Here is a 24336-nt window from a genome sequence, read left to right as displayed (position 1 = left end):
AGTAATTTTACGAGTTATTTATGAAAGCAGCTACCATTGGTCAAATAAAACAGCAAGTTCAGCAGTGGTTAAACGAGAGTGAAAATAGCAATATACCTTCATTTTGGTTCACTGATTGGTTGTTGTTTGTCATTGATAAACCAAGCTCATTTTTAATAACAGATGAAAACTATCAACTGACCGATAGCGAGCTTGCGCAATTTCATGCGGGTGTGACCAAGATGCAGCAGGGTACACCCTTGGCATATTTAACGGGACAGCAAGAGTTTTGGTCGCTGAACTTTAAAGTGAATGAGCATACGTTAATACCGAGACCCGATACTGAGATATTGATTGAACAAGTATTAACGTGGATAAACTCTCAACCGAAAAGTGTCGATAATAATAAAAAACCAAAGCGCCTATTAGATTTAGGCACTGGCTCAGGTTGTATTGCTATTAGCTTGGCGCATGAGTTAAAACAAAGCTGTCAAAATAGTTCAACAGAGAGCTGGCAAGTGGTTGCCGTTGATTTATCGCTAGAGGCGTTAAAAGTCGCTAAGCACAATGCAATGGTAAATGAGCTTGTTGATATCGAGTTTATCCAAAGTAGTTGGTATGACGCGCTGGCTACTCAGGATGAGCCATTATTCGATGTGATTGTGTCTAACCCGCCTTATATTGATGAAGAAGATGAGCATTTATCAAGATTAGTTGCCGAGCCGATTAGCGCCTTAAGTGCTCCCAATCATGGACTTGCCGATATCGAGCATATTGTCCAGCAGGCGCCGCAACATTTGAATGTAGGTGGGCTTTTAGCAATTGAGCATGGCTTTGATCAAGGTTTAGCAGTTCGTCAGCTGTTTTTAGACAATAGCTTTGATTCTGTCCATACGGTTCAGGATTTTGGTGGGAATGACAGGGTGACTTTGGGTCAGCTGTCATAATTGGTTATTATAGTGAATGGGTTTTAGACCCCCATTATTTTAATAGCAGGTATTTTTAGTAATACGTTTTTTGATTATAAATCGTGGTGAAAAATTGTGGTGGAAAGTATGACGCAGTCAAAAGAAACAGGGCAGCTAGTGGATGCAGAGCTGCTGCGTTATGCACGGCAGATATTGCTTGATGGCTGGGATATCGATGCTCAATTACGCTTAAAAGCATCGCGCGTCGTTATGATTGGCGCAGGCGGTCTTGGTTGCCCAGCTTCTGAAACGCTCGTGCGGGCAGGATTGGGGCAAGTGCATCTAATAGATGATGACATGATTGAAGCCAGTAATCTGCAACGGCAAACGCTATTTTTACCTGAAGATATCGGCAAATCTAAAGCGCTTACAGCGGCGCAGATGCTCAGCAAAATTAATCCTCTGATTAGTGCCGGTGGGACAGTGGCAAGGTTGAGCGAAGACAATGCTTATGAGCTGCTTGATATGGCATCTGGCACGCCTGACCTGCTTTTAGACTGTACTGATAATTTTGCCACCCGGGATATCATCAATCGCATTAGTGTTCGCTATCAGATTCCGTTGTTATCTGCTTCAGCGATAGCGATGCAAGGGCAGTTGGCATTATATGAGCCGCACTTGGATACAGGCTGCTATCATTGCGTCTTTGGTTCTGTGGTACTTGATGCAGAGGCGGATGAACGTACTTGTGCCAATTCAGGGGTACTTGCTAGTACGACAGCTATCATGGGTAACTTACAAGCCAATGCTGCGCTGCAATACCTAGGATTAACCAAAAATCCACTGACAAACAAGCTGTTAATATGGGATGGTAGCCAGATGCAGCAACGGCTGATGGGCTATCGCAAAGATGCGCATTGTCCGATTTGTACTAAAGATTAGCACATACTAAACCTTTTTCAGTCTCTGTATCCTCATAATCTCCTTTTTATTACCATAGTTGTGTCTTATGAAAATTCATCGCCCGCATTTATTAAAGCATACCTTTAATGTCGTTAATCGTGTTCGCCAAACTGCAAGCGTTGCTGGTTTGTCAGCGCTTAGAATTGCAAAAGGTGAAAAACCTGATGCCATGCTGCTAAAGGAAACCTTTGAACAATTAGGTACGACTTACATCAAAATTGGGCAGTTTATCGCCAGTACGCCATCATTGTTCCCGCGTGAATATGTTCAAGCATTCCAAAGCTGTTTGGATCAAACGACGCCATTATCCTATGCTTATATTGAACAGGTATTAAAAGAAGAGCTGGCCGTTGATGGCCTGACGCTTGAGGAGATGTTTGCTCATATCGACACAAAACCGTTAGCATCAGCCTCTATTGCCCAAGTACATGCCGCGCGTTTGCATAATGGCGATGAAGTGGTATTAAAGGTACAAAAACCGGGCGTTGAAACCATTATGCAAACGGATTTGGGCGTATTACATGGCGTGACCAAATTGGTTGAGCTACTAATGCCTTCGATGCGCTTTGCCAGTATTGCGCCTATTATCGATGAAATTCGTTTGCGCATGCTTGCTGAAACGGACTTTATCGCTGAGGCGCAAAATATCCGCGATTTCCAGCAGTTTTTAGCGATATCAGGAAATACACGCGTCGTCGCGCCGACCGTCTATGAAGAGCTGAACAGCAAGCGGGTGCTGACCATGAGTCGCTTATACGGCGTTTCTATGGTAGATGAATCCGTCATGCGTCAGTATTGTACTGACCCTGCGCAAGTGATGGCAGATACTTTGAATACCTGGTTTGCCAGTCTCATGCTCTGTAATAGCTTCCATGCAGATTTACACGCGGGTAATTTGATGCTATTAACCGATGGGCGTATTGGTTTCTTGGACTTCGGTATCGTTGGTAAATTAAAAGCTGAGAGCTGGCGCGCCTGTATGGGTATGATGCAAGCAATGCAAGACAGCGATTATCAAGCAATGGCGCGCCATATGATTGATATGGAGATGACCCATGGCGGCAACCAAGTTGACGTCGTGGCATTGGGCAATGATTTGCAGCGTATGATGAAAACCATTATGGCAGAAGACAAAGCCTTTACCAGCGGCGTGCCTTTCAATAGCAAAGAGCAGGCCGATGAATTAAATAAAATGATGTTAGAGATTGTTGAGGTCGGCAAGCGTCATGGTATTCATTTCCCACGTGACTTTGCCTTATTGACCAAGCAAATGCTCTATTTTGATCGTTTTATGCGCACGCTTGCCCCTGATATGGATATGTTTAGCGATCAGCGCGTGCAAATGTTAGGTCAAGCAGAAACAGCCGAGCAGGCGAGTCCTCCAATCCGAAATATCTCTTAATAGTAAGTACATGATAGTAGTAAGCGTTATATTTAGAACTCTTTTATTCTATTTTTAATTGGTTATGTATCACTGCTTTTGACTGCTTTTAACACAAAGGATTGTGTGCTTCTTGCCACAAAATGGCTCTGTCATGATGACTGCTTCTAAAAGCCGTGCTGCTACTATTATTACCAATCAAACGGCGATTGCTTGTATAGGGTTATATTGTCTGGCGGTGGTTATGGGGTTTGGGCGGTTTTTATTTACCGCAACCTTACCTGATATTATGACACAATTATCATTATCGACGGTCATTGCAGGTTGGCTGGCCTCGGTCAATTATAGTGGTTATTTTATTGGCGCGCTGATTGCGATGTTTGTGCCCCAACGTTTGACATGGCAAATGCTCATAGCATGGACAGCAGTCAGCATCGTTACCACCATGCTATTGGTGGTGCCAAATCTGTCGTTAAATCTTTGGTATGTCATCCGCTTGTTATCTGGTATCGCCAGTGGGGTGGCGATGATTTTAAGCTCATCGCTAGTGATTCAAAGCTTTAGTGATGAGCGCCGCTCGGTACTCTCAGCCTTGCATTATGCGGGTATTGGCGTCGGTATCAGCGCCTCTGCCGTCTTGACATGGTGGTTATTAACACTCGGCTATCATTTCGATATCATTTGGCTAGTAGCAGGGATTATCAGTCTACCGTTATTATGGCTGCTTTATGCTATTAGACCGCAAAACCTGATTTCAGCTGATTTATCATCATCTAAATTATCGTCCTCTAACTTGCAGTTCCCTAAGCGACAATCCTCTAAGCTATCATCCCTTAAATCACAGCCTGTTAAATTAAACCGTAGCAATCAGCGCCTATCCATACAGCAAACTTATCTTAATTTTAAACGTTCTTTATATGAAGCGGTGGCAGGTCATACCAAGGCGATTGTATTACTGTCGGCAAGTTATGTGTTGGCGGGGTTTGGTTATATTACTTCAGCGACTTTTTTGCCAGTGATGGCAACGCAGCGCCTGACGACGCAAAGCTATGCAGGATTACTGGTCTGGCTCGTGGTTGGTATCTTTGCCATGCTATCGAACCCTATTTGGGGCGCACTTGCCAAGCGCATTGGCGAGACCAAAACCTTGATGGGTTTGACCTTATTACAAGCGTTTGGTATGTGTTTGCCAATATGGTCTGATGGTGCTATTGGCTTATACGGTAATGCAGTAATTTTGGGCTTAACCTTTGTCGGTATGGTGTCAATGACACTTAATTTGATTAAAAATATCAATTCCGCTTACTCAAATTTATTAATTGGGCTGGCAACTTTGGCGTATGCAATAGGGCAGTTCATAGGGCCGTTGGTCACGGTGGCGCTGGCAGGAAAACAGGACAATTTTAACGCCGGTTTATTGGTCGCGGCTAGTGGTTTATTATTAGGGTTGGTTTTAGTTTTCTTTTTTCAGCGTCAAACTCAGCGCCAGTCTCAGTCCTCATTTAATTGATAATTAGAGTTAATGAAAGGAAACAGCCACATTAACCGTCAAACTAAACCACGCTACGGCTAAATACTTCTCGTAGCTCAAAGCTGGTATGCACTTGGGCGACGCCTTCGATGCGATTGAGCCTATGCAATAAAAACTCCTCATAATGCGCCATATCGCGTACACGCACTTTAATTAAGTAATCTTCGGTGCGACCGGTGACGATACTACAGCTAACTACCTCATCGAAACTTTGAATTTTTTCTTCAAAAAGCTCAAAGCGATCTGCAGTATGGCGATCCATACTAATCGCGATAAATACCGCCAGAGGATAACCGAGTTTTTGCGCATCGGTTTGGGTATGGTAGCCGGTGATGATGCCTGAATCTTCTAAGCGTTTGATACGGCGCGCGCAAGGGGTCGCCGATAAGTTAACCCGTTCGGCAAGCTCGGTAATACTCATACGTGCTTGGGTTTGTAATAAGCGTAATATCTGTTTGTCAGTATCGTCAATATCTATGGCTAAAGAGTTTTCTGTATGGTTATTTAACATCGAATATCGCCTTATTGGTGAATTACAGCAATTATAATCATAATTGTGCATTTTTTCACTAAATTACTATAAATTTCGGTGAAATAAAGCTGATTTCTAACGCAGAAACTTTGTTATTATAATGGCATAAACTTTTATTATCTCGTATGATAAAGAATGATTTGGTCATTAGTTGCCCAGCTAAAATCTACACTTCAACTCAGCTCTTTATGTTATCTAAGGATTGATTATGCCTAATCAAGCAACACGCCATGCAGACAACACCTCTGCAAAAGTTACCCCAAAAAATGCCGCTTTCGATTTCCGTAAATATCGTCCATTTGCGTTTGCACCTGTGCTGACAGATCGCACTTGGCCGAGCAAAACGATTGAGAAATCACCAATTTGGGCAAGCGTGGACCTGCGCGATGGTAATCAGGCGTTAATCGATCCGATGACGATTGAACAAAAAATGCGCTTTTTTAAAACCTTGGTCGATGTGGGTTTTAAAGAAATTGAAATTGGTTTCCCGTCAGCGGCGCAAGTTGAGTTTGATTTTGCGCGCAAATTAATCGAAGAAAATCATGTGCCTGCTGATGTCACCTTGCAAGTGTTGGTGCAGGCGCGTGAGCATTTGATTGCCCGTACTTTTGAGTCATTAAAAGGGGCGAAGCGTGCCATCGTCCACGTTTACAACTCAACGTGCCGTATCCAACGCGAAAAAGTTTACGGTAAAAATAAAGCTGAAATTAAAGAGATTGCCATTACCGGTGCTAATTTATTGGTCGAATACGCGGCCAAATATCCAGAAACAGAATGGGTGTTCCAGTATTCACCTGAAAGCTTTAGCCAAACTGAAACGGAATATGCGGTCGAAGTCTGTGATGCGGTTTGTGATGTCTGGAAGCCTGAAAACGGTCAAGAAGTGATTTTAAACTTGCCCGCGACGGTTGAAGCGTCAACGCCAAACGTATTTGCCGACCAAGTTGAGTATTTCTGCCGTCATCTTGCCAAACGTGAGCATGTGACTATCAGTTTGCATACCCATAATGACCGTGGCTGTGCGGTAGCGGCGGCTGAGCTTGGCGTGCTTGCTGGTGCCGATCGTATTGAAGGCACTTTGCTTGGCAATGGTGAGCGTACCGGTAATATGGATATCATGGTCATGGCAATGAACTTGTTCAGCCAAGGCGTTGATCCAGAGCTTGATTTTAGTAATATGAGTGAGATTGTACAGGTGGTGAGCGAGTGTAATAACTTGCCACTTCATCCTCGTCATCCGTACGTTGGCGAGTTGGTCTTTACCGCCTTTAGTGGCTCGCATCAAGATGCCATCAAAAAATGCCTCGATTATAATGAAAAGCATGCCGAGCAGACCGAAAATGTTTGGGATGTGGCGTACTTGCCAATTGATCCGGCGCATATCGGTCGCAGCTATCAAGACGTGGTACGTATCAATAGCCAGTCTGGTAAAGGCGGCGTTGCTTATATCTTGCAGCGTAACTATGGCTTTAATTTGCCACGCTGGATGCAGATTGACTTTAGCGGTGTGGTACAAAAACAAGCGGAAAGCGCTGCCCGTGAATTGCAGAACGATGAAATCTTACAAACCTTTGAAGACACTTATTTGCAGCAAGGCAGCTTTGAGCTTTTAGATTATAGTGTCAATAATAAAGGCGGTGAGGTGTATTTTAACGGTCAAGTACAGATGAATGGTGACGCTATTACTATTGATGGTACGGGTAACGGTCCTTTATCATCGTTTATTGACGGACTTGCCCAGCATACGGGTAAATCTATCCATGTCATCAACTACGCTGAGCATGCGATTAATCCGCAGCACAATAGCGGTAATGGCATCGATGATGATACCAATAATGATAACAAAACCAACGCCAACGCTGCCGCTTACATTCAGCTAAATGTCGACGGTGAGGTTTATTCAGGTATTGGCACTTGTAGTAGTACCGTATCGGCCATGCTTAAAGGCGCGTTATCTGCCTTTGCTCAGGCAGTAAATACTGCCGCTGCTTAATAAAATTTATAATATTAATATTAAAAAGGTATTAGCATTAAGACAGTTTATTTAAGACAGCAATCTATAACGTCATGGCTCTTGCAACCAGCAAGTTAGCCATGGCGTTATTTTTTATGTAAGAATTTAACTTAGCAGAACGCTATTTTAAAAGTACCTTTTTTATATTGAAATAATTATAACTGAGTGCGTGCTTAGCGACGTCTTTACGAGTGATAGCATAATGTTACTTGTGTTTTTGGTGTCTAAGACTTACGCTAATGTATATATCATTCATTATTATAATAGTAGAAAAACAAGGTTAATTATGGAACCTATATCATTTGCTTCATTTACATTGGCATCTATTTTAGCTTCACTGCCAGCGAATGGTGAAGTCGTCAGTAAGCCCACGATTACCACGCATATCAGTCCCGCCATTGCCGGACAGTGGGAGATAGATTTAGACAGTAGTATCACAATGACTAAAGAAGCGGAGGCCAGACAAGCAGCGTCCAAGCAGCAAAAAGCAAAAAGTGTTGAGCCAAGAGTAAGCGCTGATACGAAAGATGGGCTACTGAGCCAAGATGAAAAACGTATCGTTAATATCAAGCCGAGTACCAGTCAAAAACTGATGGCTTCAGCAGCAAAATCCAATCAATGCCGTGAGTTATATAACTTTGCTGCGGATAATGAGATGTGGGCAGTCAGCGGTAAAGAATGGACCTATGGTCGCTACCTAGTCACTCACCGCGAAGAGGGTTTGCCGATTATTGCTCTCAAAACGGTCTATGATAACAATGAGGTAGATTGCTCAGGCAATCAGATAGATCAGACTGATGAGGCGCTGATTGCGTTTTTAAACCATGACGGTAATCAAATGCAGTGGTGTGCCGACCCTGATGGTACCGAATGCTTTATGAATTTCACTAGAGTATTACCATAATATTTTATTATCATTTATAAACTGTCGTCTGTAAATTGTTATCTATAAAATTTAAAATCTTCATTTATAAAATACTGACACAATAAAAAACCGCTATCTATTTGGATAGCGGTTTTTTTATTAATTTTCTTGTAAAACAATAGCATTTAGACAGACTATGAATCAGCCTTGTCTTTATTAGCCGTTAATAACTCTCTTTCAAGATAATGAATATTTTGTGCTTCATGGACAAATTTATCATCAGCCAAAATCACATCACGATGCATCGGTATATTAGTCTTAATACCTTCAATCACCAATTCATCAAGTGCGTGTAGGGTTTTAGAGATTGCTTGCTGCCGCGTTTGACCATGGCAGATAAGCTTGCCAATCAGAGAATCATAGTAGCTTGGAATCTCATAGCCGGGATAGAGATGTGAATCAAAGCGAACGCCAGCGCCACTAGGTGAGTACAGCTGAGTGACAGTACCGGGTGATGGCATAAAGGTCACTGGATCTTCAGCATTGATACGACATTCAATCGCATGCCCTTGAACTTCAATTTCGCTTTGACGATAAGATAAACCGTAGCCCGCTGCGATTTTAAGCTGCTCAACGACCACATCGATACCTGTAATCATCTCGGTGATGGTATGCTCAACCTGTACACGGGTATTCATCTCGATAAAAAAGAATTCATTGTTTTCAAATAAAAACTCAAATGTCCCAGCACCGCGATACTTGACCAGCTTACAGGCTTTGACACAGGCATCGAGGATAGGCTGACGTACATCATCAGGGATATCAGGGGCAGGAGCCTCTTCTAATACTTTTTGATGGCGGCGCTGTAAAGAGCAATCACGGTCATAAAGATGAATCGCATTACCATTGCCGTCGCCAAGTACCTGTACTTCTACGTGGCGCGGATTTTGTAGATAGCGTTCCATATAGACCGTATCGTCGCCAAACCACAATTCAGCCTCTTGCTTTGCCGCTTGCACTTGACCAATAATTTCCTCAAAGCGCTCAACGACGCGCATACCACGACCACCACCGCCTGCAGCTGCTTTAATAATAAGCGGAAAGCCAATATTGCGTGCTTGCTCTTCCGCATTGTGCATGGTCACCGCACCCACTGAACCGGGTACCGTTGGCACACCTGCTTTTTTCATGGCATTGATGGCAGAAACTTTATTGCCCATTAAGCGAATATGATCGGCGTTAGGGCCGACGAAGGTCAATCCGGCTTCTTCGATACGCTCAGCAAACTCAGCATTTTCAGCTAAAAAACCATAACCGGGATGAATGGCGTCAGCGCCAGTAATCTCAGCGGCGGTCAAAATCGTATTGATATCAAGATAGCTTTGGTTGGCATTGGGTTTGCCAATACAGATTGCTTCATCAACAAAGCGTAAATGCATCAAATTTGCATCAGCGGTAGAATAGACGCCGACAGTCTCTATGCCAAGCGCCTTACAAGCTCGAACGATACGTAGGGCAATCTCACCTCTATTGGCGATGAGCAGTTTTTTTATCATGGGGTCATCCTTGTTGAAGCGGCAGTCATTGATAAAGTCGCTATTTTAGACATCATAAAAATAAATGACGATACAACTCATTTAGGTAAATTGAGCGCTGATGCCGTATCAATAATAACGAGGTCTCAATCATTACAAAGTAAAGGTTGGAAATAGCGTTACGCTTTGTAGCGTATGACCGGCTGACCAAACTGCACAACTTCAGAGTTATTTACTAAGATTTCATCCACAATACCGCTTTGAGTCGCTTCAAGAGGATTCATGATTTTCATGGCTTCAATAATACCAAGCGTGTCACCCGCTTGTACTTTTTGTCCAACCTTTACAAACGGTGGATCGTTAGGGCTTGGGGCTGAATAGAAAACACCAACCATCGGTGATGTCTCAACGCTACCAGCTTTGATAGCGGCTGTGGCTTCAGCAGCGATTGGCGCAGCGCCAACAGCTGGAGCGGCCATCATCGTTGGTGCAGGCGCATCATAGTGACGAGTTAAGCTAATATGTTCGTCGTCTGAGCTGATTTCTAAATTAACCAGTTCACTTTCTTCCATGAGTGCGATCAGGGTGCGTATTTTTTCAATATCCATAATTTTAATTTTGCCTTGTACTAAATTCGAGAAAATAGTGTAACTAAATATTGTGTTGGTAATTGCTAATGATACCTATATTCACGCCAATGAGCAATCGATGTACAGTTGTTAACTGAGTTTTTTTACATATTATGACGTAAGCTATCTTATAGAGTAAGAAATACTTAATGATTTATCATAGTCTATGTGACAAGGTAGCGCTAGTAATGGTTACTAGACGCTACGATTGGATAAAGGTAATGACAACATTAAGCCCACATCATGGTTAAGCGTTTTTGCTGATAGCGCAAACGTACGGTAAGCAAGATGGAAGATAGGAATAAGCCGGTGATAAGTGCTATCCAGAAACCTTGCGCGCCAACGTCGGTAAAGCGCACCAGATAAATACCAAGTGGTAGGGCCACGAGCCAATAACAAAATAGCGTGACCCACATCGGTATGGTGGTGTCTTGCATACCGCGTAATATACCGGCGACATTGACCTGCCAACCATCAAATAACTGATAGGCTAAGGCAAAGATAAGTAGGTGCATGGCTTGGGCTGTGACGTCGGGATTGTCGGTAAAGGCCGCGGCCAATTGCGGTCTAAATAACCAAATGCCAAGCATACAAGTAAGGGCAATGATTACCGTCCATATCAAACCTGTGGCTTGTACCTGACGTAATGCCATCAGGTTTTTCTCACCAAAGCGGTTGGACACCATAATCGTCAGCGCCATCGCGACTGAGATAGGAATCATAAACAGCTGCGAGGTCACCGATAGCGCCACCTGATGCGAGGCGGTTGCAAGCTCGCCTAAGGGACTGATTACCAATGCTCCCAAGCTAAATAAACTGGCTTCAAAAAAGATAGAAATGCCAATCGGGATACCAAGCTTTAATAGTTTTTTGATTTGCGCGCGATTGGGACGGGCAAAAGCATAAAAGAAGCGCGTACTGGCAAACTGTTGACGCTTAGTAAAACTGGTATAAGTCGCTAATAGTATGACATTAATCCAAAGGACTATTGCGGTTGCAACCCCGCAACCTGCGCCGCCCATCTCAGGCATGCCAAATAGACCATGGATAAAGATATAGTTAAGCGGAATATCGGCAAGCAGCCCGATGATACTGATAACTGTCACAGGCTCCGGTCGACCAAGCGCCTCACAATAACTACGCAGTACCGCATAGACCGCAATCGCAGGGAAACCGAACGATACCCCTCGTAGATATTGGGAAGCGATAGGTTGGATGTTTTCAGGCACACCCATCACCCCAAGTATATTGGGTGCCAGATTGACGATAACAAAACCGAGAATACCGATGACACCTGCCGTCCATAAAGACTGTTGGGTGATGTGTGGTACTTGGCTGTGTTTGTTTTGCCCGATTGCTTCACCAATGAGCGGCGTCGTGGCAATTAAAATACCGGTCGCCAATAAGAATAATGGCAGCCAAATACCGGAACCAACAGCGACGGCGGCTAGGTCAAGGGCAGAGACTTGACCGGCCATAATGGCATCGACAACCCCCAGCGCGGCTTGGCAAAACTGGGTAATTAAAATAGGCAGTGCAAGTACGCCTAGGCGTAAGCTGTAACTTTTAAAATCTCTGAAAGATAATGGGAAAACCATAATAAGCAACTTTTTATTCTTTGCGGTAATGATTGTAGATGAGCAAATGCTGCCATCAACAAGTTAATAGCAAGACAGTAAAATAGGATTGGTGCGACGATAATACTCCGATAAATAATATGAGCAAGTGCAATCTGAGTAACAATAGGCCGGCTAGGTATAAAAATAAAAATGGTAGCCCTAAAATAAAAATAACCCGTCAATTCGCAAGCAGAATCGACAGGTTATTATTAAAAATAATGGTAAACAAGCTTAAGTCTGATGTCAACGTTCTAGACGCGTTTGTTAATACTTATACTCGTCTAATGGTCTAAGGTTTGCTAGTGTAGCAAAACAGATAAAATTAATTATTTATAAGGATTCAGGTAAGTCTTGCACCAGTGCTTGATAGCCAATCAAGGTGTTATTGGCGTCAAATGCCTGTACGACAATGGCATAATTGGTTGAACTATCGGGAATAACAGGAGCAAACTGGGTCTCAAGATTGCTCAATATCAGATTCTGTACATAACCGTTAGCACCCGATTCTGCTTTATTAACATCAATTTGACTCACTAAGACATGCTTAGCATTGCTAGGGTTTTGCCACGTGACGGTTTTTTGACTACCATTACCGATAATATCAAGATTGAGGTTGCCAAGTTGATAGTCGAGTGGGTAAGTCTTAAAGTTAGAGCGGTCACTAATGGTATAAGTAACATTACAATTATCTTGACCACTCGATAGCTTTTTACCACCTAGACCATCTTGATATTCAAAACTGCCTTTCCAAGGCGCCCCTGCTTCATTTTTTGCAAAGCTACCAGCAAAGGTCGTTAATAAGTTTGGTGTCTCTATCCCTAAATCACTGACATATTTAATGTCTAAAAATTCTAATGTATCAAGGCTGCCCGTCACTTTACCAGCGATATAATTGTCTACTTTGATTGCTGAATTGATACCTAACACATTGTTTTCTTGGCAAGCTTGCTGTTGATAACTAAAGCTACCATCGACGCTGCCTGCGCCATCTTTACTGATATCAAAGTATACCGCACCGATATCAATATCGCTGCTGTCACCATCGCCAATCTCGACAAAGTGCCCCGCATAAAGACCACCGCGGCCGCCTTCTGGCGTTAGCTTATCCAAGAACTTATCAAGCGATTCTTCTGGTAAAAAGACCGATTCCAAAATCTCAGCCATAGATTTTTCATCATCGCTCAATTTATCTTCGACTTCTTTATATTTCTCTTTGACTTTATCTTCCACGCGATCGTATTCATCTTTTACTTGATCTTCTACGCGATCATATTCTTTCTTCACTTTGTCGCCATCACTGCCACAGGCGCTGAGGGTTAGACTTAGGATGCTGGCCGTTAATACAGATAGTAGTAGCTTGGGTGCGCTCATAAATGAGTCCTGATGTTTGATTACTATTTTAGAGAAGCGAAAATAATTTCTGTGCATAAATATAGCAAAATCTATCAGGTATGTACGTGGATAAATGTGCACTCATGACATAAAAATTCTTACACCATCGTTACCGTCAAAGACTAGTATTCTCTGGCAACAGATTAAGCTCTTCTGCCATATCCATAATCGTGTTCCAATGCTTGGGTTCAAGCGGAAGAATGGTCAGCTGCTCACAGCCTTTTCTCAGCAACAAGGAATCTTCAAGCGCCGGCAAAAACTTAAGTTGGGCTAAGGGCAATATATCCGTAAAAGCCTGCTCAAAAGTCACATCTACCATATACCAGCGCGGCTTATCTTCAGTTGCTTTAGGGTCATAATGGCGATGCTCAGGATGAAACTGGGTGCTGTCAGGGTAGCCGGCCTTGCTAATGGTCACGATGCCAGCGACGCCAGAAGGTTTAGCGCTCGAATGGTAGAAAAACGCTTTGTCACCGACTTTCATGTCGTCACGCATAAAGTTGCGGGCGCGGTAGTTACGCACGCCATCCCACATCTCCGTGCCCGCACGTTGTAAGTCTTCTATATTAAAACAGCGGGGATTAGATTTGATAAGCCAATATGCCATGGTCTTTATCCTTGTAAAATTATTAGTGTAATAATAACGGTTTAATAGTGATGAGTTTAAAAGCTGCTCATCATAGATTCTCATCTTATATGGTCATTGAGCTTTTTTGTATTCTAGCTATGAGCTATCAGCTTAAACACCATTTTGTGTCACTGCTTTTATGTCTAATTTATGCTGATTAGGCTTTTCTTTAGCTCGCGCAGCCGTTATCCTAGCGCTACTTTCTGCTTATGATAGCAGCTACCCCTTTATAGATAAGTGCGCTTATGTCAAATATCAAATCATCTCATTTTTCCAACAACCTTGGCGCCGTTAATCGTGATAATTTCAATCATGACAATACAAGTCCTGACAGTATAAGTGCGCTCGATGTCAGAGATATTCCGTTGGCACTTTATATTCATATTCCGTGGTGTGTGAAAAAATGCCCTTATTGTGATTTTAACTCGCATGAGCTGCCGGTTGATAGTCAGCTGTCTATGTATGATGAGTATGTTGATGCGTTATTACTCGATGCAGTGTCGCAGCAAGCGTTAACCCAAGGGCGAGAAGTCAGCTCAGTATTTATCGGTGGCGGTACTCCCTCGCTGCTGCCCATTGCCCAGTATCAACGCTTATTTAACAGTTTGCGCGAGATTTTTAGGTTTGCCGGTGACATTGAAGTAACGATGGAGGCCAATCCAGGCACCCTTGAGCATGCACCATTTGCGGAGTATTTAAAGGTAGGCATCAATCGTTTGTCGATTGGCGTACAAAGCTTTGCTGCTGAGCAGCTCACCACACTGGGGCGTATTCACAATCCAGCCCAAGCGATATCAGCAATTAAAGCGGCTCGTAGCGCTGGATTTGAGCGCGTCAATGTGGATTTGATGCATGGGTTACCGCAGCAAATGATGAGTGAAGCATTGAACGATATTCAAATGGCACATGACGCAGGTGCTACGCATATTTCATGGTATCAGCTGACCATTGAGCCAAATACCGTGTTTTATCGCAGTCAGCCGATTTTACCCGATGAAGATAGCTTGGCAGATATCGAGCAAGCGGGTCAGGCATTGCTTGAAAGTTTGGGCTATTACAATTACGAAGTATCGGCATGGGCAGGCGCGTCCGATAAACCTTGTCGTCACAACGTCAATTATTGGCAGTTTGGTGACTATTTGGCGATTGGTGCAGGTGCTCACGGTAAAGTTACCATTGATGACGCCGCGATTAAAGAGTGGACTGCGGAGAAGGTGTCAAAAGAGGCATTAAAGGAGACAGTAGGCGAGTCAGGTATTTATCGCTTTAGCAAATCACGTCTGCCCAAAGACTATATGGAATACCAAGACCAGGCTCAGCAGAATGAAATAAGCCAAAACCACCAAATGGTCACCATACCAAAGACGCCAATACCGCCAAAAATGGTAGGTTGGCAAGCCATTGCAAGTGATGAGCTGGTCAGTGAGTTTATGCTCAATGCGTTACGTTTACATGATGGCGTGGCGTGGTCGTTGTTTGAGGCTCGTACGGGACTGCGCTATGGCAGTATTGCTCTACAAGTAAATAAACTCATTAAACAAGGGCTATTGATAGATGATAATGAGCATTTACAGCCGACCGCATTGGGTAAAAGGTATCTGAATCAAATCTTAAGAGAGTTTTTGTAAAATTAGAAGATAAAAAAAGAGGCTTACCAAATGATAAGCCTCTTTAAAATAAGTCTAACAATATTCAGACTTAGATTTTGTTTTGTACTTCTTGTGCAGTACCAGTTACGGCGCCACCAGCACTTGAAACGTCTTGACCTAGACCTTTAAAAGTGTTGCAACCAGTTAGTACAAACATAGCAGTCAAAGATGCGATAACCAATTTTTTCATAATTTTTTCCTCAAAAAAGACAGGGTTGTTTTATAAGTAATAACAGTAAAACTTAGCGTTTTGCTTAAGTTTTACTGAGGGGTTGCAGGATACGATAACATTGCAAGATAGGATAACAATGTTTTTAAGCCATCTCGTTGTCCGTTACAGCCATCATAATCAAAGTTAAAATCAGAGCACAGTATCAAAATGTAATTATTGGCAGTAAACTGTAACTTTTGATTACACCTGCTATATAAGCCAAATATAAAGTCCAAACCATTGACGGAGTTCGTATGACCATTCATATCGTGTTGGTAGCGCCAAAGATGCCTAGCAATACTGGTAATATTATTCGCTTATGTGCCAACAGTGGGGCGCAGCTACACTTGGTTAGACCGTTAGGGTTTGAGCTCGACGATAAAAAGCTACGCCGCGCAGGTTTGGATTATCATGAATATGCCCATCTGCAAGTACATGACGATTGGGCAATGACTAAGCAAGCGTTGCAAGCTGCTGGTTGCGATATTATTACCGCGCTGACGACCAAGCTTAGCAAACCGTTTTATGACTATGATTTTAGCGGACAAACGACTGACCAATCAGACAATCAGTCGACTACTAGCCCATCATCAAATCATGTTGCGCTTGTTTTCGGTTCTGAAACGGCAGGGCTACCAGATGATATCCGCGCAGATATTGGTGCTAATAATTGGCTACGCTTACCAATGCTCGCTGATTCGCGCAGTTTAAATCTGTCTAATAGCGTAGCAATATGCTTGTATGAAGTCTGGCGACAACAAGAATTTGACGGCGATGAAGGTCGAAGTATTGGTTATGACACCTTGACGGTTTATGATCCGAAATAAAGAAGATAGTTACGTTAAAAACAGGTTAAAGAGAATTAAACTAATGATTTTCTTTAACCTCTTTTTTACTGCTTTTTTTATAAACCACGTTTTTTATAAACAATTAGGCGGTTTTGGTAAACCTGCAAGACGATTGACGTGACGGGCGACCAAGCCAGTATTAAATAGCTGCTGGAGCTTTTGATTACTGATGTCATGCTCAGGTAAAGTTTGCTGTAGCCATTTAATCAGCGGGCGGGTAGCAGGGGCGTGATTAAATTTGACAAAAAATGCGCGCACCTGTTGCAAGACTGCTAAATGTTCAGCATTTAGAGTCACATCTAGAGTGTTAGCGAGTTGCTGCGCAATCGCAGGCGTCCAAATCGTATGGTCGCATAAATGTCCGTCTTGATCTAATTCAACGTTGAGCGCTGCTGTGATAGGAGTGATTGTATTGTCATTATTCATAGAGCAATCGTCACCACTTTATCAAACTTAGCACCATTAGCATGAGTATTTTGAGTTAAGGCAACCCAGTCACTATCGCTTAAAATAGCGGTTAATTTCGTAGTAAGGTTTAGCTTAGCGGTTGTATCAACACTAAGCTGCGCCACATCATCGGTGAGGGCATAAATAGCAGAGATATCTTCTATCTCGATGCTCTCAAGGTCACCTAAGTAGGCATTAAACCAGTCAATAAAAGCCACAGTTGAGCCTAATAATATAATGCTATCACCCGCACGCCACGTCGATGCCATCTGTTCTGTAGCGCGCCTGAGCGTATCCATGCTGCAATGTAATTGGTATAAAGTTGCCATAATCGTGTCCGCTTGCTTACTGTATTTATTGTTATATCAAACTAAATATTAAGAGTGAAGAGTCGTACTAGTACTAAAAGCAGCTACTAAAAAACCAGAATCTGGTCAAAATCTTGCGAATTTACTACCTCTGGAATCAAGGTTAATTGCGTCGCCAAATCAGCCGGTAGCATACCGGTAATCCAACCGCTAAACACATCGTCAGGTAACCAAGCGGCTGGCATATCATATAACTCAAGCGACTGAATCATGCCATGTAGACGTGAGTTAGGCTGCATTAAAAAGCCAAATACAGGCGCATCCAAATACAGCTGCACCTCATGACCAAAAGTCGCTAAAGTTAAAGCCAGCGCGCAGCCTTCATAGCTTGCCATCTCGGTAGCTGTGTGCAAGCGAATGAGTAATTTCATGATGTATCCCTAATCTGAGGTATCGCTAGTCGTTATTGCTAAGCTGGTTTTTTATGGGCTAACTATTTATAGGCTGGTCATTTTCAGAGCGAACTATAATTCCAATGCTAATTAAAACTGTAGCAAACGACAGTCACCTTGCATCATCATCGCAAGCTCACTCAGTCCAACCAGCTTAAAACCAGCTGCCAGATTTTCGCTATCTAATTGATGGCGAGTGCTATTTTCGCTATCTGAAATACCACGGCTGAGCGCCGTACTGACGCAAACGGGGAGCGCCAATTGATATTGCTCAGCAAGGTTTTGCCACGCTTGGGTGATATTCATCTGGTCTGCTGACTGCCAGCGTAATCGATTGGCTGTATTGGCGGCATCGGCATAGAAAAAAATATTCAATGGCGCGGGCGGGTTTTCAAGGTCGTCGCTGTTATTGGTCTTATCATTATTATTTATGTCAGTGCTTGCTAGATAAGTACGAGCATAGCGTAGCGCAAGATGTGCCAGCGGATGGCTAGGATCAGCAGTAATTAATAATAGCGGGGTTGTGGTCGTCATAATCGCGGTGTCACTTATGATGAATGAGTATGAAGAAAAAAAGCGCAACGCCTTAATTTTTTTAAGACTCAAGGTTTTTAAGAATCAAGCACTTAAGAATCAAGTTTTTTAAGCCTTTCAAGCATTGGCTATTGTAGCATTATTCACGAATTTTTCTTGTTTTCGTCAGTTGTTAGTTAGTATAGGGCTGTCAGTAGCATGGTTGAGGATTTATGCTACTATAAAACGCACAAATTAGAAGATGTACAAACGCTTTAATATTCTAAAAATAATTTTTCCAATTCATGTGGTTTTTATAGCTTTATGCTGCAAGGAGTTGTCGTCGTTATGCTATCTACCGTACCTAGTGGTACAGGCTTTCAGCCCACACCAGAGCAGCTACAAGTGCTACAGACTGCCAGCGAGTTTGCTTATCAGGTTTGGCAAAGTCGAACGGGCGCTTGCCAGACGTTTTTGCGCAGTTATCCATTACAGAGCACTTTAACGCGCCAGCAAATTGATGATTTGATTCAAGATTATACGTTGGATGAGAATTATCAGCTCGCCAATGAAGACAAAGTAATGATCGGCTTGCGGCATTTGCGTATGCTACTGATGATGCGCTGGATTTGGCAAGATGCCTTGGCCGTCATTGAGCTTGAGCAATTGACCGATGAGCTGTCTGAGTTTGCGGATGGCTGCATTTTATTTGCCAAAGACTATACCTACCAGCAGCTGATGGCGCAATATGGGCAACCGACCTTTATTAACGCTAAAGGTAATGTGCAAGTGGATGACATGGCGATTATGGCAATGGGTAAGCTTGGCGCGCATGAGCTGAATTTATCCAGTGATATCGACCTTATTTTCGTCCATCAGGCGCGCGGTGAAACGGATGGAGATAAAGCAAAAGGCACACGCAGTATTGATAATAAGCGTTTTATGACGCGGCTTGGACAAGGCATTATCAGATTGCTCGATAATAATACCGCTGATGGCTTTGTGTTTCGGGTTGATATGCGTTTGCGTCCGTGGGGCGATGGCAGCGATTTGGCGATTCATTTATCAGCATTACAGAAGTATTTTGCCCAGCATGGGCGGGCATGGGAGCGTTTTGCTTGGCTCAAAGCCCGCGTGGTTGGGCATATAGAGCAGCCGTTTTATGATGAAACACAAGCGCTGATTAAGCCTTTTGTATTTCGTTATTATGTTGACTATAGTGCCTTTTCAGCCCTCAGAGAGATGAAGTCTCTTATTCAGAATCAAGTCGCTCAGCGTGAAGATTTAGATAATATCAAGCTTGGCGCGGGTGGTATTCGAGATATTGAGTTTATCGTCCAAGCCTTTCAGTTAATCTATGGTGGTCGGCATCCGCAGCTACAGGTCAAGTCTTGTTTGGCGGCGATGCAGGCGCTGTGTCAGCTTGAGTATCTAGAGCAGAGCACTTATCAAGAACTACAAGCGGCTTATCGTTTTTTACGTCGCCTTGAGCACGGTATTCAAGCAATTAATGATCAGCAAACGCAGCGCCTACCGCATGACACACAGTGGCAGCATAATCTAGCAGTCACCCTTGGCTTTGATGATTGGGCAGGATTATTAGCGACACTTAATCAGCATCGCTATCATGTCAATGTACCGTTTGAGCGTATGGTCACCGAACGGCAGATACCCGATCAAGAGGATGACGAGCTTGAGCCTGAACAGTTAAATGAGCAGATAGCGCGTTTAAATGCGGTATTAACCGAAGAAAATCGTGCGTTATTACAAGGTTTTTGGCAGTCAAAAATGGTCGCCAATTTGAGCGATGAAGCGCGTGAGCGTTTGGATGATGCTTATCCTGTGATTGTACACGCGCTACTTATCCATGAAGAACAGCAGCAACTTGCTAATACCGCCTTGCCACGTTTAATTACTTTGCTAGAAGCCATTTGCCGCCGCTCTATCTATTTAGTGATGATTGCAGAAAATCCCAATGCTACCGTTGAGCTGATTCCAATGTTATCAGCCAGCCCGTGGATTGCTAAGGAATTGGCGCAGTATCCGGTACTTTTAGATACCTTCTTACAGCAGCGTTACCGGCATTTGCCAGACAAGCGTGAGCTGCGGGACATTTTGCGTCAACAGTTATTGCGCGTAGAGCCTAACGATGAAGAGGAGTTACTTAGCGTACTGCGTTTATTTAAAAAGAACCAAGTGTTGGCAGTGGCTGCCAGTGATGTGTTGGCAGAACGACCAATTATGAAAGTGTCAGACTCACTGACTTATATTGCCGCTGTGGTACTCGAGGCCGCGCTTGAACGTGCCTTTGCCGAAATCGTCAAACGTTATGGCTATCCGATTGGTCAAGATGGCGATCCGGTTACGGAAGCAGATTGCGGCTTTGCCATCATTGGCTATGGCAAGCTTGGCGGGTTGGAGTTGTCATATTCATCAGATTTAGACTTGGTATTTTTGCATAAAATAAAAGAGCAAGGCATGACCACGGGCGAAAAATCAGTCAGCGGTATGAAGTTTGCGGCTCGCTTGGCGCAAAAGCTCATGACTTATCTTAATACCCAAACCCGTGATGGCCGCGCTTATGAAGTCGATATGCGGCTGCGACCGTCGGGTAATGCTGGCATGATGGTGGTTTCTTGTCATGCGTTTGAGACTTATCAGCTTGAGAAAGCGTGGTCTTGGGAGCATCAAGCGTTGGTACGGGCGCGGGCAATCTGCGGTGACAAACGCGTGACCGCCCGTTTTTGTGATATTCGTCGTACTGTTTTGGCATTACCGCGTACGATTGAGCAAGTCCGTATCGAAGTCACCAGCATGCGTATTAAAATGCAAAAGCATTTGGGTACCAGTCAGCACCAGCAGCAAGCGGGCAAGTTCCATCTTAAGCAAGATGCTGGCGGAATTGTAGACATTGAGTTTCTCGCGCAGTTTGCGGTATTAGCCTATTCGCATGAACATCCAAGCTTGACTAAATGGAGTGACAACGTGCGTATTTTTGAAGAGATGGCGACTTTGGGTATTTGGGAGGCACAGGTTTGTCAGGATTTGACCGATGCTTACTTACGCATCCGCGCCGCGACGCACCAATTGGCATTATCCGAACAGTCGTTATTGGTTGATGAGTCATTATGGACAGAAACGCGAGCACTGGTACAAGCGCAGTGGCAGCATCTGATGGGCGTAGAATCCGCAGAGTAAAGTTGCTGCATTATAATGATGCGGCCAGATGATATGACGATAAGTATAGCGCTTTGATAGCCATTGTGCTCAAGGGTATATGAATAAAAGCCATGCAGTGATAAACTAAAATATTGTATTTGCCTCTCGTGCCGGTGCTATAATCACTGGCACCTTAAATTTGCAGATAGAAACATTGCATCTAAAAATAGGCACTAAGTGTCAGCAGGCAATTTTAATTAAAATATCTACTTAACACTCAACAAAAAAAGTTAGACGTCAGCGCTAGCATAAGGACTATTAAATGAATATGGCAACACAAGAAGGTAAGCTTTGGATGAATGGCACGATGATTGAACAGCCAGATGCCAAGGTTCATGTGCTTACGCATAGCCTGCATTATGGCATGGCGGTGTTTGAAGGCGTACGTGCTTACCAAACTGCTGACAATCGTACGGCGATTTTTCGCTTAAAAGACCATACCGATCGCCTATTGGGTTCTGCAAAAATCTTTCAAATGAATGTACCATTTGATGCAGCGGCACTTGAGCAAGCGCAAAAAGATGTGGTCAAGCAAAACAACTTGGCAGAAGCCTATATTCGTCCGCTTATTTGGGTTGGCGCAGAAAAATTGGGTCTGTCATCACGTGACAATAGTATCAATGCAATGGTTGCTGCTTGGCACTGGGGCGCATATCTTGGTGAAGACGGTATCAAAAACGGCATCCGTGTGAAGACGTCGTCATTTACGCATCACATGACCAATGTGACCATGTGTAAAGCCAAAGCATCTAGCAACTATCCAGTATCTATCATGGCCAACCAAGAAGTTACACGTAATGGCTATGACGAAGCTATCTTGATGGATCCACAAGGTTATGTTTGCCAAGGCGCTGGTGAGAACTTATTTTTAGTCAAAGACGGTGTGCTGCATACACCGGACTTGGGTGGCGGTGCGCTTGATGGTATCACGCGTCGTACTATCATTCAGTTTGCTGAAGATTTGGGCATCAAAGTCGTTGAGCGCCGTATCACTCGTGATGAGTTTTACTTGGCGGATGAAATCTTTATGACAGGTACGGCAGCTGAAGTCACGCCTATTCGTGAATACGATGATCGTGTTATCGGTAATGGTGGCCGTGGTGAGCTCACTGAGAAATTGCAAGCCTTATATTTCGATGTGGTACATGGCCGTAATGAGCAGTATATGGATTGGTTAAGCTTTATTGATTAATTTTAAAAGCTGTATTGTATGAAGTAAAAAGCTAAGACTGTTTTAAGTCTTAGCTTTTTTTATCTCTGTTATTTGGTATTTAACTGTTCTTATTATAGGTTTGGTAAATTATTACAAGCTCAATAAGCCGAGGTTATATCTGACCATCGTAGTAATCTCACATTATACTTATGCAATAAATATCCAAAATCATCACTTATTAACCACTTATACTCAATCTCTCGAGCAGCTTTGATTTCATCTTCCCAGCCATTGTGACCATTTTCAGGTACAGCAGGATGACACATAATCAAAGTAGGTGATACGTTAACAGGTATTATCGGTAGTTTGGCTTTTGGCGTGAGTGGCCCTGAAGATAATTCTGCATTGCGCGGTGCACTTTGTAGCCATTGCTCCCATAAGCTAGCTAATTGCTGACTGTCAACATCGAAACCATACACCCCACCGAATTTATTATTCGTTTTAATGTGATTGTGTTCACAAGAATGACGCCACGCATAGCCGCCCAATGCATAGATTATCCAGGATTTTACATCGTTAATAAGTGGCGTTGTCACCCGTGCACTCAGTGCACCTTTTGATATCTCATTACTATAACGGTTGGTCAACTCTTTAATTAGACAGTGACGAATAATCGGGAACTGATGGATATGTTGATGCCCATCAATAAACACGGGTGCCTGTCCAAAGCGATCTTCAAACCCATCCAATTGTTGTTTAATAATATCGGTTACTTGCATATGATTAAAGCGACGTAAGTAGCTTGCGACGATGATAGATTTTAATGAACCACGTAGGAGAGAGGGAAATATGCCCGTCAAATCTAAATGCAAGCCAAGATCAACTTTGAAGTTTTTTAAGTGACTTATATCGTTATCTGTAATCGTACCGCCGACCATATAACTACTAGCGCCAATGCGACCAAGCTCAGCAAGGTGAAGGACTGAGTCATTTACTGCAGTAGACAACCCTAAATCATCAACATTAATAATAATAGGGCGTGCATCATCGGTTGGCGACGATGCTTGTTTTTGATAATTAGGATGGCTCATGGTTTAAACGCCCAAAACTTGCCCAAAGCAAAGGTCATCACCGTAATAACGCCAGTGACTAGTAACCATATCAGCATATAATACTGCTCGCCAAACCAACGTAAACCCAGTACAAATAAGCTCTGATTGGCAATAAAGCCGGCTGCTGAACTACTAAACCATTTGATTAGTGCAGATAGATACTTACTTTTATTTTTAATACTGTTGTTTTTGAAAGTAGAGCTATTATAGCTACTGTTATTTGAGGTATGTGATGGCTTAAAGGTAAGATAAAAGTGTCCAAAAAAGCTCACGACAAAAGCGATTAAAAAAGCTCCCACGTTTGCCCACGCTGGCGTTATGGTGGTGAAGTTGACAATACTCACCAGTACCAAAAAATGCACCAAAGCTGCGCTGGCACCGACTGCTAAAAACCAAAGTGCTTGCATAGAGCTTGGCTTTGTCTCTGCTGCATTATTCATCAGCTTGT

General features: G+C 43.3%; 23 protein-coding genes. 10 read left to right on the top strand and 13 right to left on the bottom strand.

Going from position 1 to position 24336, the window contains the following annotated elements; genetic code table 11:
- Positions 1-20: 20 nt before the first annotated feature.
- The 4 genes from prmC (at position 21) to B3Q63_RS00210 (ending at position 4741) form a co-directional block, all read left to right on the top strand.
- On the top strand, positions 21-926 hold the full coding sequence (prmC, locus tag B3Q63_RS00225) for a peptide chain release factor N(5)-glutamine methyltransferase (protein ID WP_296172371.1): 906 nt from the start codon (positions 21-23) through the stop codon (positions 924-926).
- 108 nt (positions 927-1034) lie between these two features.
- Complete coding sequence (locus B3Q63_RS00220) at positions 1035-1829, top strand: HesA/MoeB/ThiF family protein (protein ID WP_296172369.1); 795 nt, start codon at positions 1035-1037, stop codon at positions 1827-1829.
- Positions 1830-1896: 67 nt separating this feature from the next.
- Positions 1897-3252 (top strand): ABC1 kinase family protein, encoded by a 1356-nt coding sequence (locus B3Q63_RS00215; protein ID WP_296172367.1) that lies wholly within the window; start codon positions 1897-1899, stop codon positions 3250-3252.
- Positions 3253-3385: 133 nt separating this feature from the next.
- Positions 3386-4741, top strand: a complete 1356-nt coding sequence (locus tag B3Q63_RS00210; RefSeq protein ID WP_296172365.1) for a YbfB/YjiJ family MFS transporter — start codon at positions 3386-3388, stop codon at positions 4739-4741.
- 43 nt (positions 4742-4784) lie between these two features.
- Here the strand turns inward: B3Q63_RS00210 and B3Q63_RS00205 are convergent, their stop codons facing one another.
- The gene (locus tag B3Q63_RS00205) at positions 4785-5273 is read right to left on the bottom strand and encodes an Lrp/AsnC family transcriptional regulator (protein WP_201563473.1); all 489 of its coding nucleotides are present in this window, start codon (positions 5271-5273) and stop codon (positions 4785-4787) included.
- Positions 5274-5502: 229 nt separating this feature from the next.
- On the opposite strand from B3Q63_RS00205, the gene leuA reads away from it, so the two are divergent.
- Together leuA and B3Q63_RS00195 are read left to right on the top strand one after the other, a co-directional pair.
- Positions 5503-7287, top strand: a complete 1785-nt coding sequence (gene leuA / locus B3Q63_RS00200; RefSeq protein ID WP_281491340.1) for a 2-isopropylmalate synthase — start codon at positions 5503-5505, stop codon at positions 7285-7287.
- Between the two features lie 307 nt (positions 7288-7594).
- Positions 7595-8212: a hypothetical protein gene (locus B3Q63_RS00195; protein ID WP_296172356.1), complete on the top strand. Its 618-nt coding sequence runs from the start codon at positions 7595-7597 to the stop codon at positions 8210-8212.
- A 155-nt stretch (positions 8213-8367) separates the two neighbouring features.
- On the opposite strand, the gene accC is transcribed toward B3Q63_RS00195, so the two are convergent.
- From accC to B3Q63_RS00170, 5 genes are all read right to left on the bottom strand, one after another.
- Positions 8368-9729: an acetyl-CoA carboxylase biotin carboxylase subunit gene (accC, locus tag B3Q63_RS00190; protein ID WP_183617923.1), complete on the bottom strand. Its 1362-nt coding sequence runs from the start codon at positions 9727-9729 to the stop codon at positions 8368-8370.
- A 158-nt stretch (positions 9730-9887) separates the two neighbouring features.
- The gene (gene accB / locus B3Q63_RS00185) at positions 9888-10316 is read right to left on the bottom strand and encodes an acetyl-CoA carboxylase biotin carboxyl carrier protein (protein WP_296172350.1); all 429 of its coding nucleotides are present in this window, start codon (positions 10314-10316) and stop codon (positions 9888-9890) included.
- 251 nt (positions 10317-10567) lie between these two features.
- Positions 10568-11935 carry an MATE family efflux transporter gene (locus tag B3Q63_RS00180; protein ID WP_296172346.1) on the bottom strand — a complete coding sequence of 456 codons (1368 nt, stop codon included), beginning with the start codon at positions 11933-11935 and terminating at the stop codon, positions 10568-10570.
- 351 nt (positions 11936-12286) lie between these two features.
- On the bottom strand, positions 12287-13327 hold the full coding sequence (locus tag B3Q63_RS00175) for a hypothetical protein (RefSeq protein ID WP_296172343.1): 1041 nt from the start codon (positions 13325-13327) through the stop codon (positions 12287-12289).
- Between the two features lie 136 nt (positions 13328-13463).
- On the bottom strand, positions 13464-13955 hold the full coding sequence (locus B3Q63_RS00170) for an EVE domain-containing protein (RefSeq protein ID WP_296172341.1): 492 nt from the start codon (positions 13953-13955) through the stop codon (positions 13464-13466).
- Positions 13956-14221: 266 nt separating this feature from the next.
- Between B3Q63_RS00170 and hemW the strand changes: the two genes are divergently transcribed.
- On the top strand, positions 14222-15604 hold the full coding sequence (gene hemW / locus B3Q63_RS00165; RefSeq protein ID WP_414706283.1) for a radical SAM family heme chaperone HemW: 1383 nt from the start codon (positions 14222-14224) through the stop codon (positions 15602-15604).
- 70 nt (positions 15605-15674) lie between these two features.
- Here the strand turns inward: hemW and B3Q63_RS00160 are convergent, their stop codons facing one another.
- Entirely contained in the window at positions 15675-15815 is a 141-nt protein-coding gene (locus B3Q63_RS00160) for an entericidin A/B family lipoprotein (protein WP_144296920.1), read from the bottom strand.
- 275 nt (positions 15816-16090) lie between these two features.
- On the opposite strand from B3Q63_RS00160, the gene B3Q63_RS00155 reads away from it, so the two are divergent.
- Positions 16091-16663, top strand: coding sequence for a tRNA (cytidine(34)-2'-O)-methyltransferase (locus B3Q63_RS00155; RefSeq protein WP_296172337.1), 573 nt, complete (start codon positions 16091-16093; stop codon positions 16661-16663).
- Positions 16664-16756: 93 nt separating this feature from the next.
- Here B3Q63_RS00155 and B3Q63_RS00150 read toward each other — a convergent pair whose 3' ends face one another.
- From B3Q63_RS00150 to tusD, 4 genes are all read right to left on the bottom strand, one after another.
- Positions 16757-17110, bottom strand: coding sequence for a TusE/DsrC/DsvC family sulfur relay protein (locus B3Q63_RS00150; RefSeq protein ID WP_296172334.1), 354 nt, complete (start codon positions 17108-17110; stop codon positions 16757-16759).
- Positions 17107-17460: a hypothetical protein gene (locus tag B3Q63_RS00145; RefSeq protein WP_296172331.1), complete on the bottom strand. Its 354-nt coding sequence runs from the start codon at positions 17458-17460 to the stop codon at positions 17107-17109. Before B3Q63_RS00145 ends, B3Q63_RS00150 begins: the two co-directional genes overlap by 4 nt.
- 86 nt (positions 17461-17546) lie before the next feature.
- Entirely contained in the window at positions 17547-17870 is a 324-nt protein-coding gene (locus tag B3Q63_RS00140; RefSeq protein WP_201618608.1) for a hypothetical protein, read from the bottom strand.
- 111 nt (positions 17871-17981) lie between these two features.
- Positions 17982-18425, bottom strand: coding sequence for a sulfurtransferase complex subunit TusD (tusD, locus tag B3Q63_RS00135; protein WP_296172321.1), 444 nt, complete (start codon positions 18423-18425; stop codon positions 17982-17984).
- Between the two features lie 327 nt (positions 18426-18752).
- Here tusD and glnE point away from each other — a divergent pair, with 327 nt between their 5' ends.
- Together glnE and B3Q63_RS00125 are read left to right on the top strand one after the other, a co-directional pair.
- Positions 18753-21602 (top strand): bifunctional [glutamate--ammonia ligase]-adenylyl-L-tyrosine phosphorylase/[glutamate--ammonia-ligase] adenylyltransferase, encoded by a 2850-nt coding sequence (gene glnE / locus B3Q63_RS00130; protein ID WP_296172319.1) that lies wholly within the window; start codon positions 18753-18755, stop codon positions 21600-21602.
- A gap of 283 nt (positions 21603-21885) precedes the next feature.
- Positions 21886-22815 (top strand): branched-chain amino acid transaminase, encoded by a 930-nt coding sequence (locus B3Q63_RS00125; RefSeq protein ID WP_296172318.1) that lies wholly within the window; start codon positions 21886-21888, stop codon positions 22813-22815.
- A gap of 119 nt (positions 22816-22934) precedes the next feature.
- On the opposite strand, the gene B3Q63_RS00120 is transcribed toward B3Q63_RS00125, so the two are convergent.
- Entirely contained in the window at positions 22935-23867 is a 933-nt protein-coding gene (locus tag B3Q63_RS00120) for a ChbG/HpnK family deacetylase (RefSeq protein WP_296172316.1), read from the bottom strand.
- A complete protein-coding gene (locus B3Q63_RS00115) occupies positions 23864-24328 on the bottom strand; it encodes a GtrA family protein (protein ID WP_296172315.1) in 465 nt (154 codons plus the stop codon). The genes B3Q63_RS00120 and B3Q63_RS00115 overlap by 4 nt, the downstream gene beginning before the upstream one ends.
- Positions 24329-24336 lie beyond the last annotated feature (8 nt).

Origin of the sequence: Psychrobacter sp. UBA2769, from assembly GCF_002352555.1 — a bacterium.
In the GTDB taxonomy this organism is placed as follows: domain Bacteria; phylum Pseudomonadota; class Gammaproteobacteria; order Pseudomonadales; family Moraxellaceae; genus Psychrobacter; species Psychrobacter maritimus.
The sequence above is the reverse complement of the archived record's forward strand: the minus strand, read 5'-3'. Positions and strand labels throughout refer to the sequence as shown.

What these genes read in the sequence shown, in the direction of transcription:
- prmC (WP_296172371.1), top strand. Translation starts at nt 21, where the DNA reads ATGAAAGCAGCTACCATTGGTCAAATAAAACAGCAAGTTCAGCAGTGG.
- B3Q63_RS00220 (WP_296172369.1), top strand. Translation starts at nt 1,035, where the DNA reads ATGACGCAGTCAAAAGAAACAGGGCAGCTAGTGGATGCAGAGCTGCTG.
- B3Q63_RS00215 (WP_296172367.1), top strand. Translation starts at nt 1,897, where the DNA reads ATGAAAATTCATCGCCCGCATTTATTAAAGCATACCTTTAATGTCGTT.
- B3Q63_RS00210 (WP_296172365.1), top strand. Translation starts at nt 3,386, where the DNA reads ATGATGACTGCTTCTAAAAGCCGTGCTGCTACTATTATTACCAATCAA.
- B3Q63_RS00205 (WP_201563473.1), bottom strand. Translation starts at nt 5,273, where the DNA reads ATGTTAAATAACCATACAGAAAACTCTTTAGCCATAGATATTGACGAT.
- leuA (WP_281491340.1), top strand. Translation starts at nt 5,503, where the DNA reads ATGCCTAATCAAGCAACACGCCATGCAGACAACACCTCTGCAAAAGTT.
- B3Q63_RS00195 (WP_296172356.1), top strand. Translation starts at nt 7,595, where the DNA reads ATGGAACCTATATCATTTGCTTCATTTACATTGGCATCTATTTTAGCT.
- accC (WP_183617923.1), bottom strand. Translation starts at nt 9,729, where the DNA reads ATGATAAAAAAACTGCTCATCGCCAATAGAGGTGAGATTGCCCTACGT.
- accB (WP_296172350.1), bottom strand. Translation starts at nt 10,316, where the DNA reads ATGGATATTGAAAAAATACGCACCCTGATCGCACTCATGGAAGAAAGT.
- B3Q63_RS00180 (WP_296172346.1), bottom strand. Translation starts at nt 11,935, where the DNA reads ATGGTTTTCCCATTATCTTTCAGAGATTTTAAAAGTTACAGCTTACGC.
- B3Q63_RS00175 (WP_296172343.1), bottom strand. Translation starts at nt 13,327, where the DNA reads ATGAGCGCACCCAAGCTACTACTATCTGTATTAACGGCCAGCATCCTA.
- B3Q63_RS00170 (WP_296172341.1), bottom strand. Translation starts at nt 13,955, where the DNA reads ATGGCATATTGGCTTATCAAATCTAATCCCCGCTGTTTTAATATAGAA.
- hemW (WP_414706283.1), top strand. Translation starts at nt 14,222, where the DNA reads ATGTCAAATATCAAATCATCTCATTTTTCCAACAACCTTGGCGCCGTT.
- B3Q63_RS00160 (WP_144296920.1), bottom strand. Translation starts at nt 15,815, where the DNA reads ATGAAAAAATTGGTTATCGCATCTTTGACTGCTATGTTTGTACTAACT.
- B3Q63_RS00155 (WP_296172337.1), top strand. Translation starts at nt 16,091, where the DNA reads ATGACCATTCATATCGTGTTGGTAGCGCCAAAGATGCCTAGCAATACT.
- B3Q63_RS00150 (WP_296172334.1), bottom strand. Translation starts at nt 17,110, where the DNA reads ATGAATAATGACAATACAATCACTCCTATCACAGCAGCGCTCAACGTT.
- B3Q63_RS00145 (WP_296172331.1), bottom strand. Translation starts at nt 17,460, where the DNA reads ATGGCAACTTTATACCAATTACATTGCAGCATGGATACGCTCAGGCGC.
- B3Q63_RS00140 (WP_201618608.1), bottom strand. Translation starts at nt 17,870, where the DNA reads ATGAAATTACTCATTCGCTTGCACACAGCTACCGAGATGGCAAGCTAT.
- tusD (WP_296172321.1), bottom strand. Translation starts at nt 18,425, where the DNA reads ATGACGACCACAACCCCGCTATTATTAATTACTGCTGATCCTAGCCAT.
- glnE (WP_296172319.1), top strand. Translation starts at nt 18,753, where the DNA reads ATGCTATCTACCGTACCTAGTGGTACAGGCTTTCAGCCCACACCAGAG.
- B3Q63_RS00125 (WP_296172318.1), top strand. Translation starts at nt 21,886, where the DNA reads ATGAATATGGCAACACAAGAAGGTAAGCTTTGGATGAATGGCACGATG.
- B3Q63_RS00120 (WP_296172316.1), bottom strand. Translation starts at nt 23,867, where the DNA reads ATGAGCCATCCTAATTATCAAAAACAAGCATCGTCGCCAACCGATGAT.
- B3Q63_RS00115 (WP_296172315.1), bottom strand. Translation starts at nt 24,328, where the DNA reads ATGAATAATGCAGCAGAGACAAAGCCAAGCTCTATGCAAGCACTTTGG.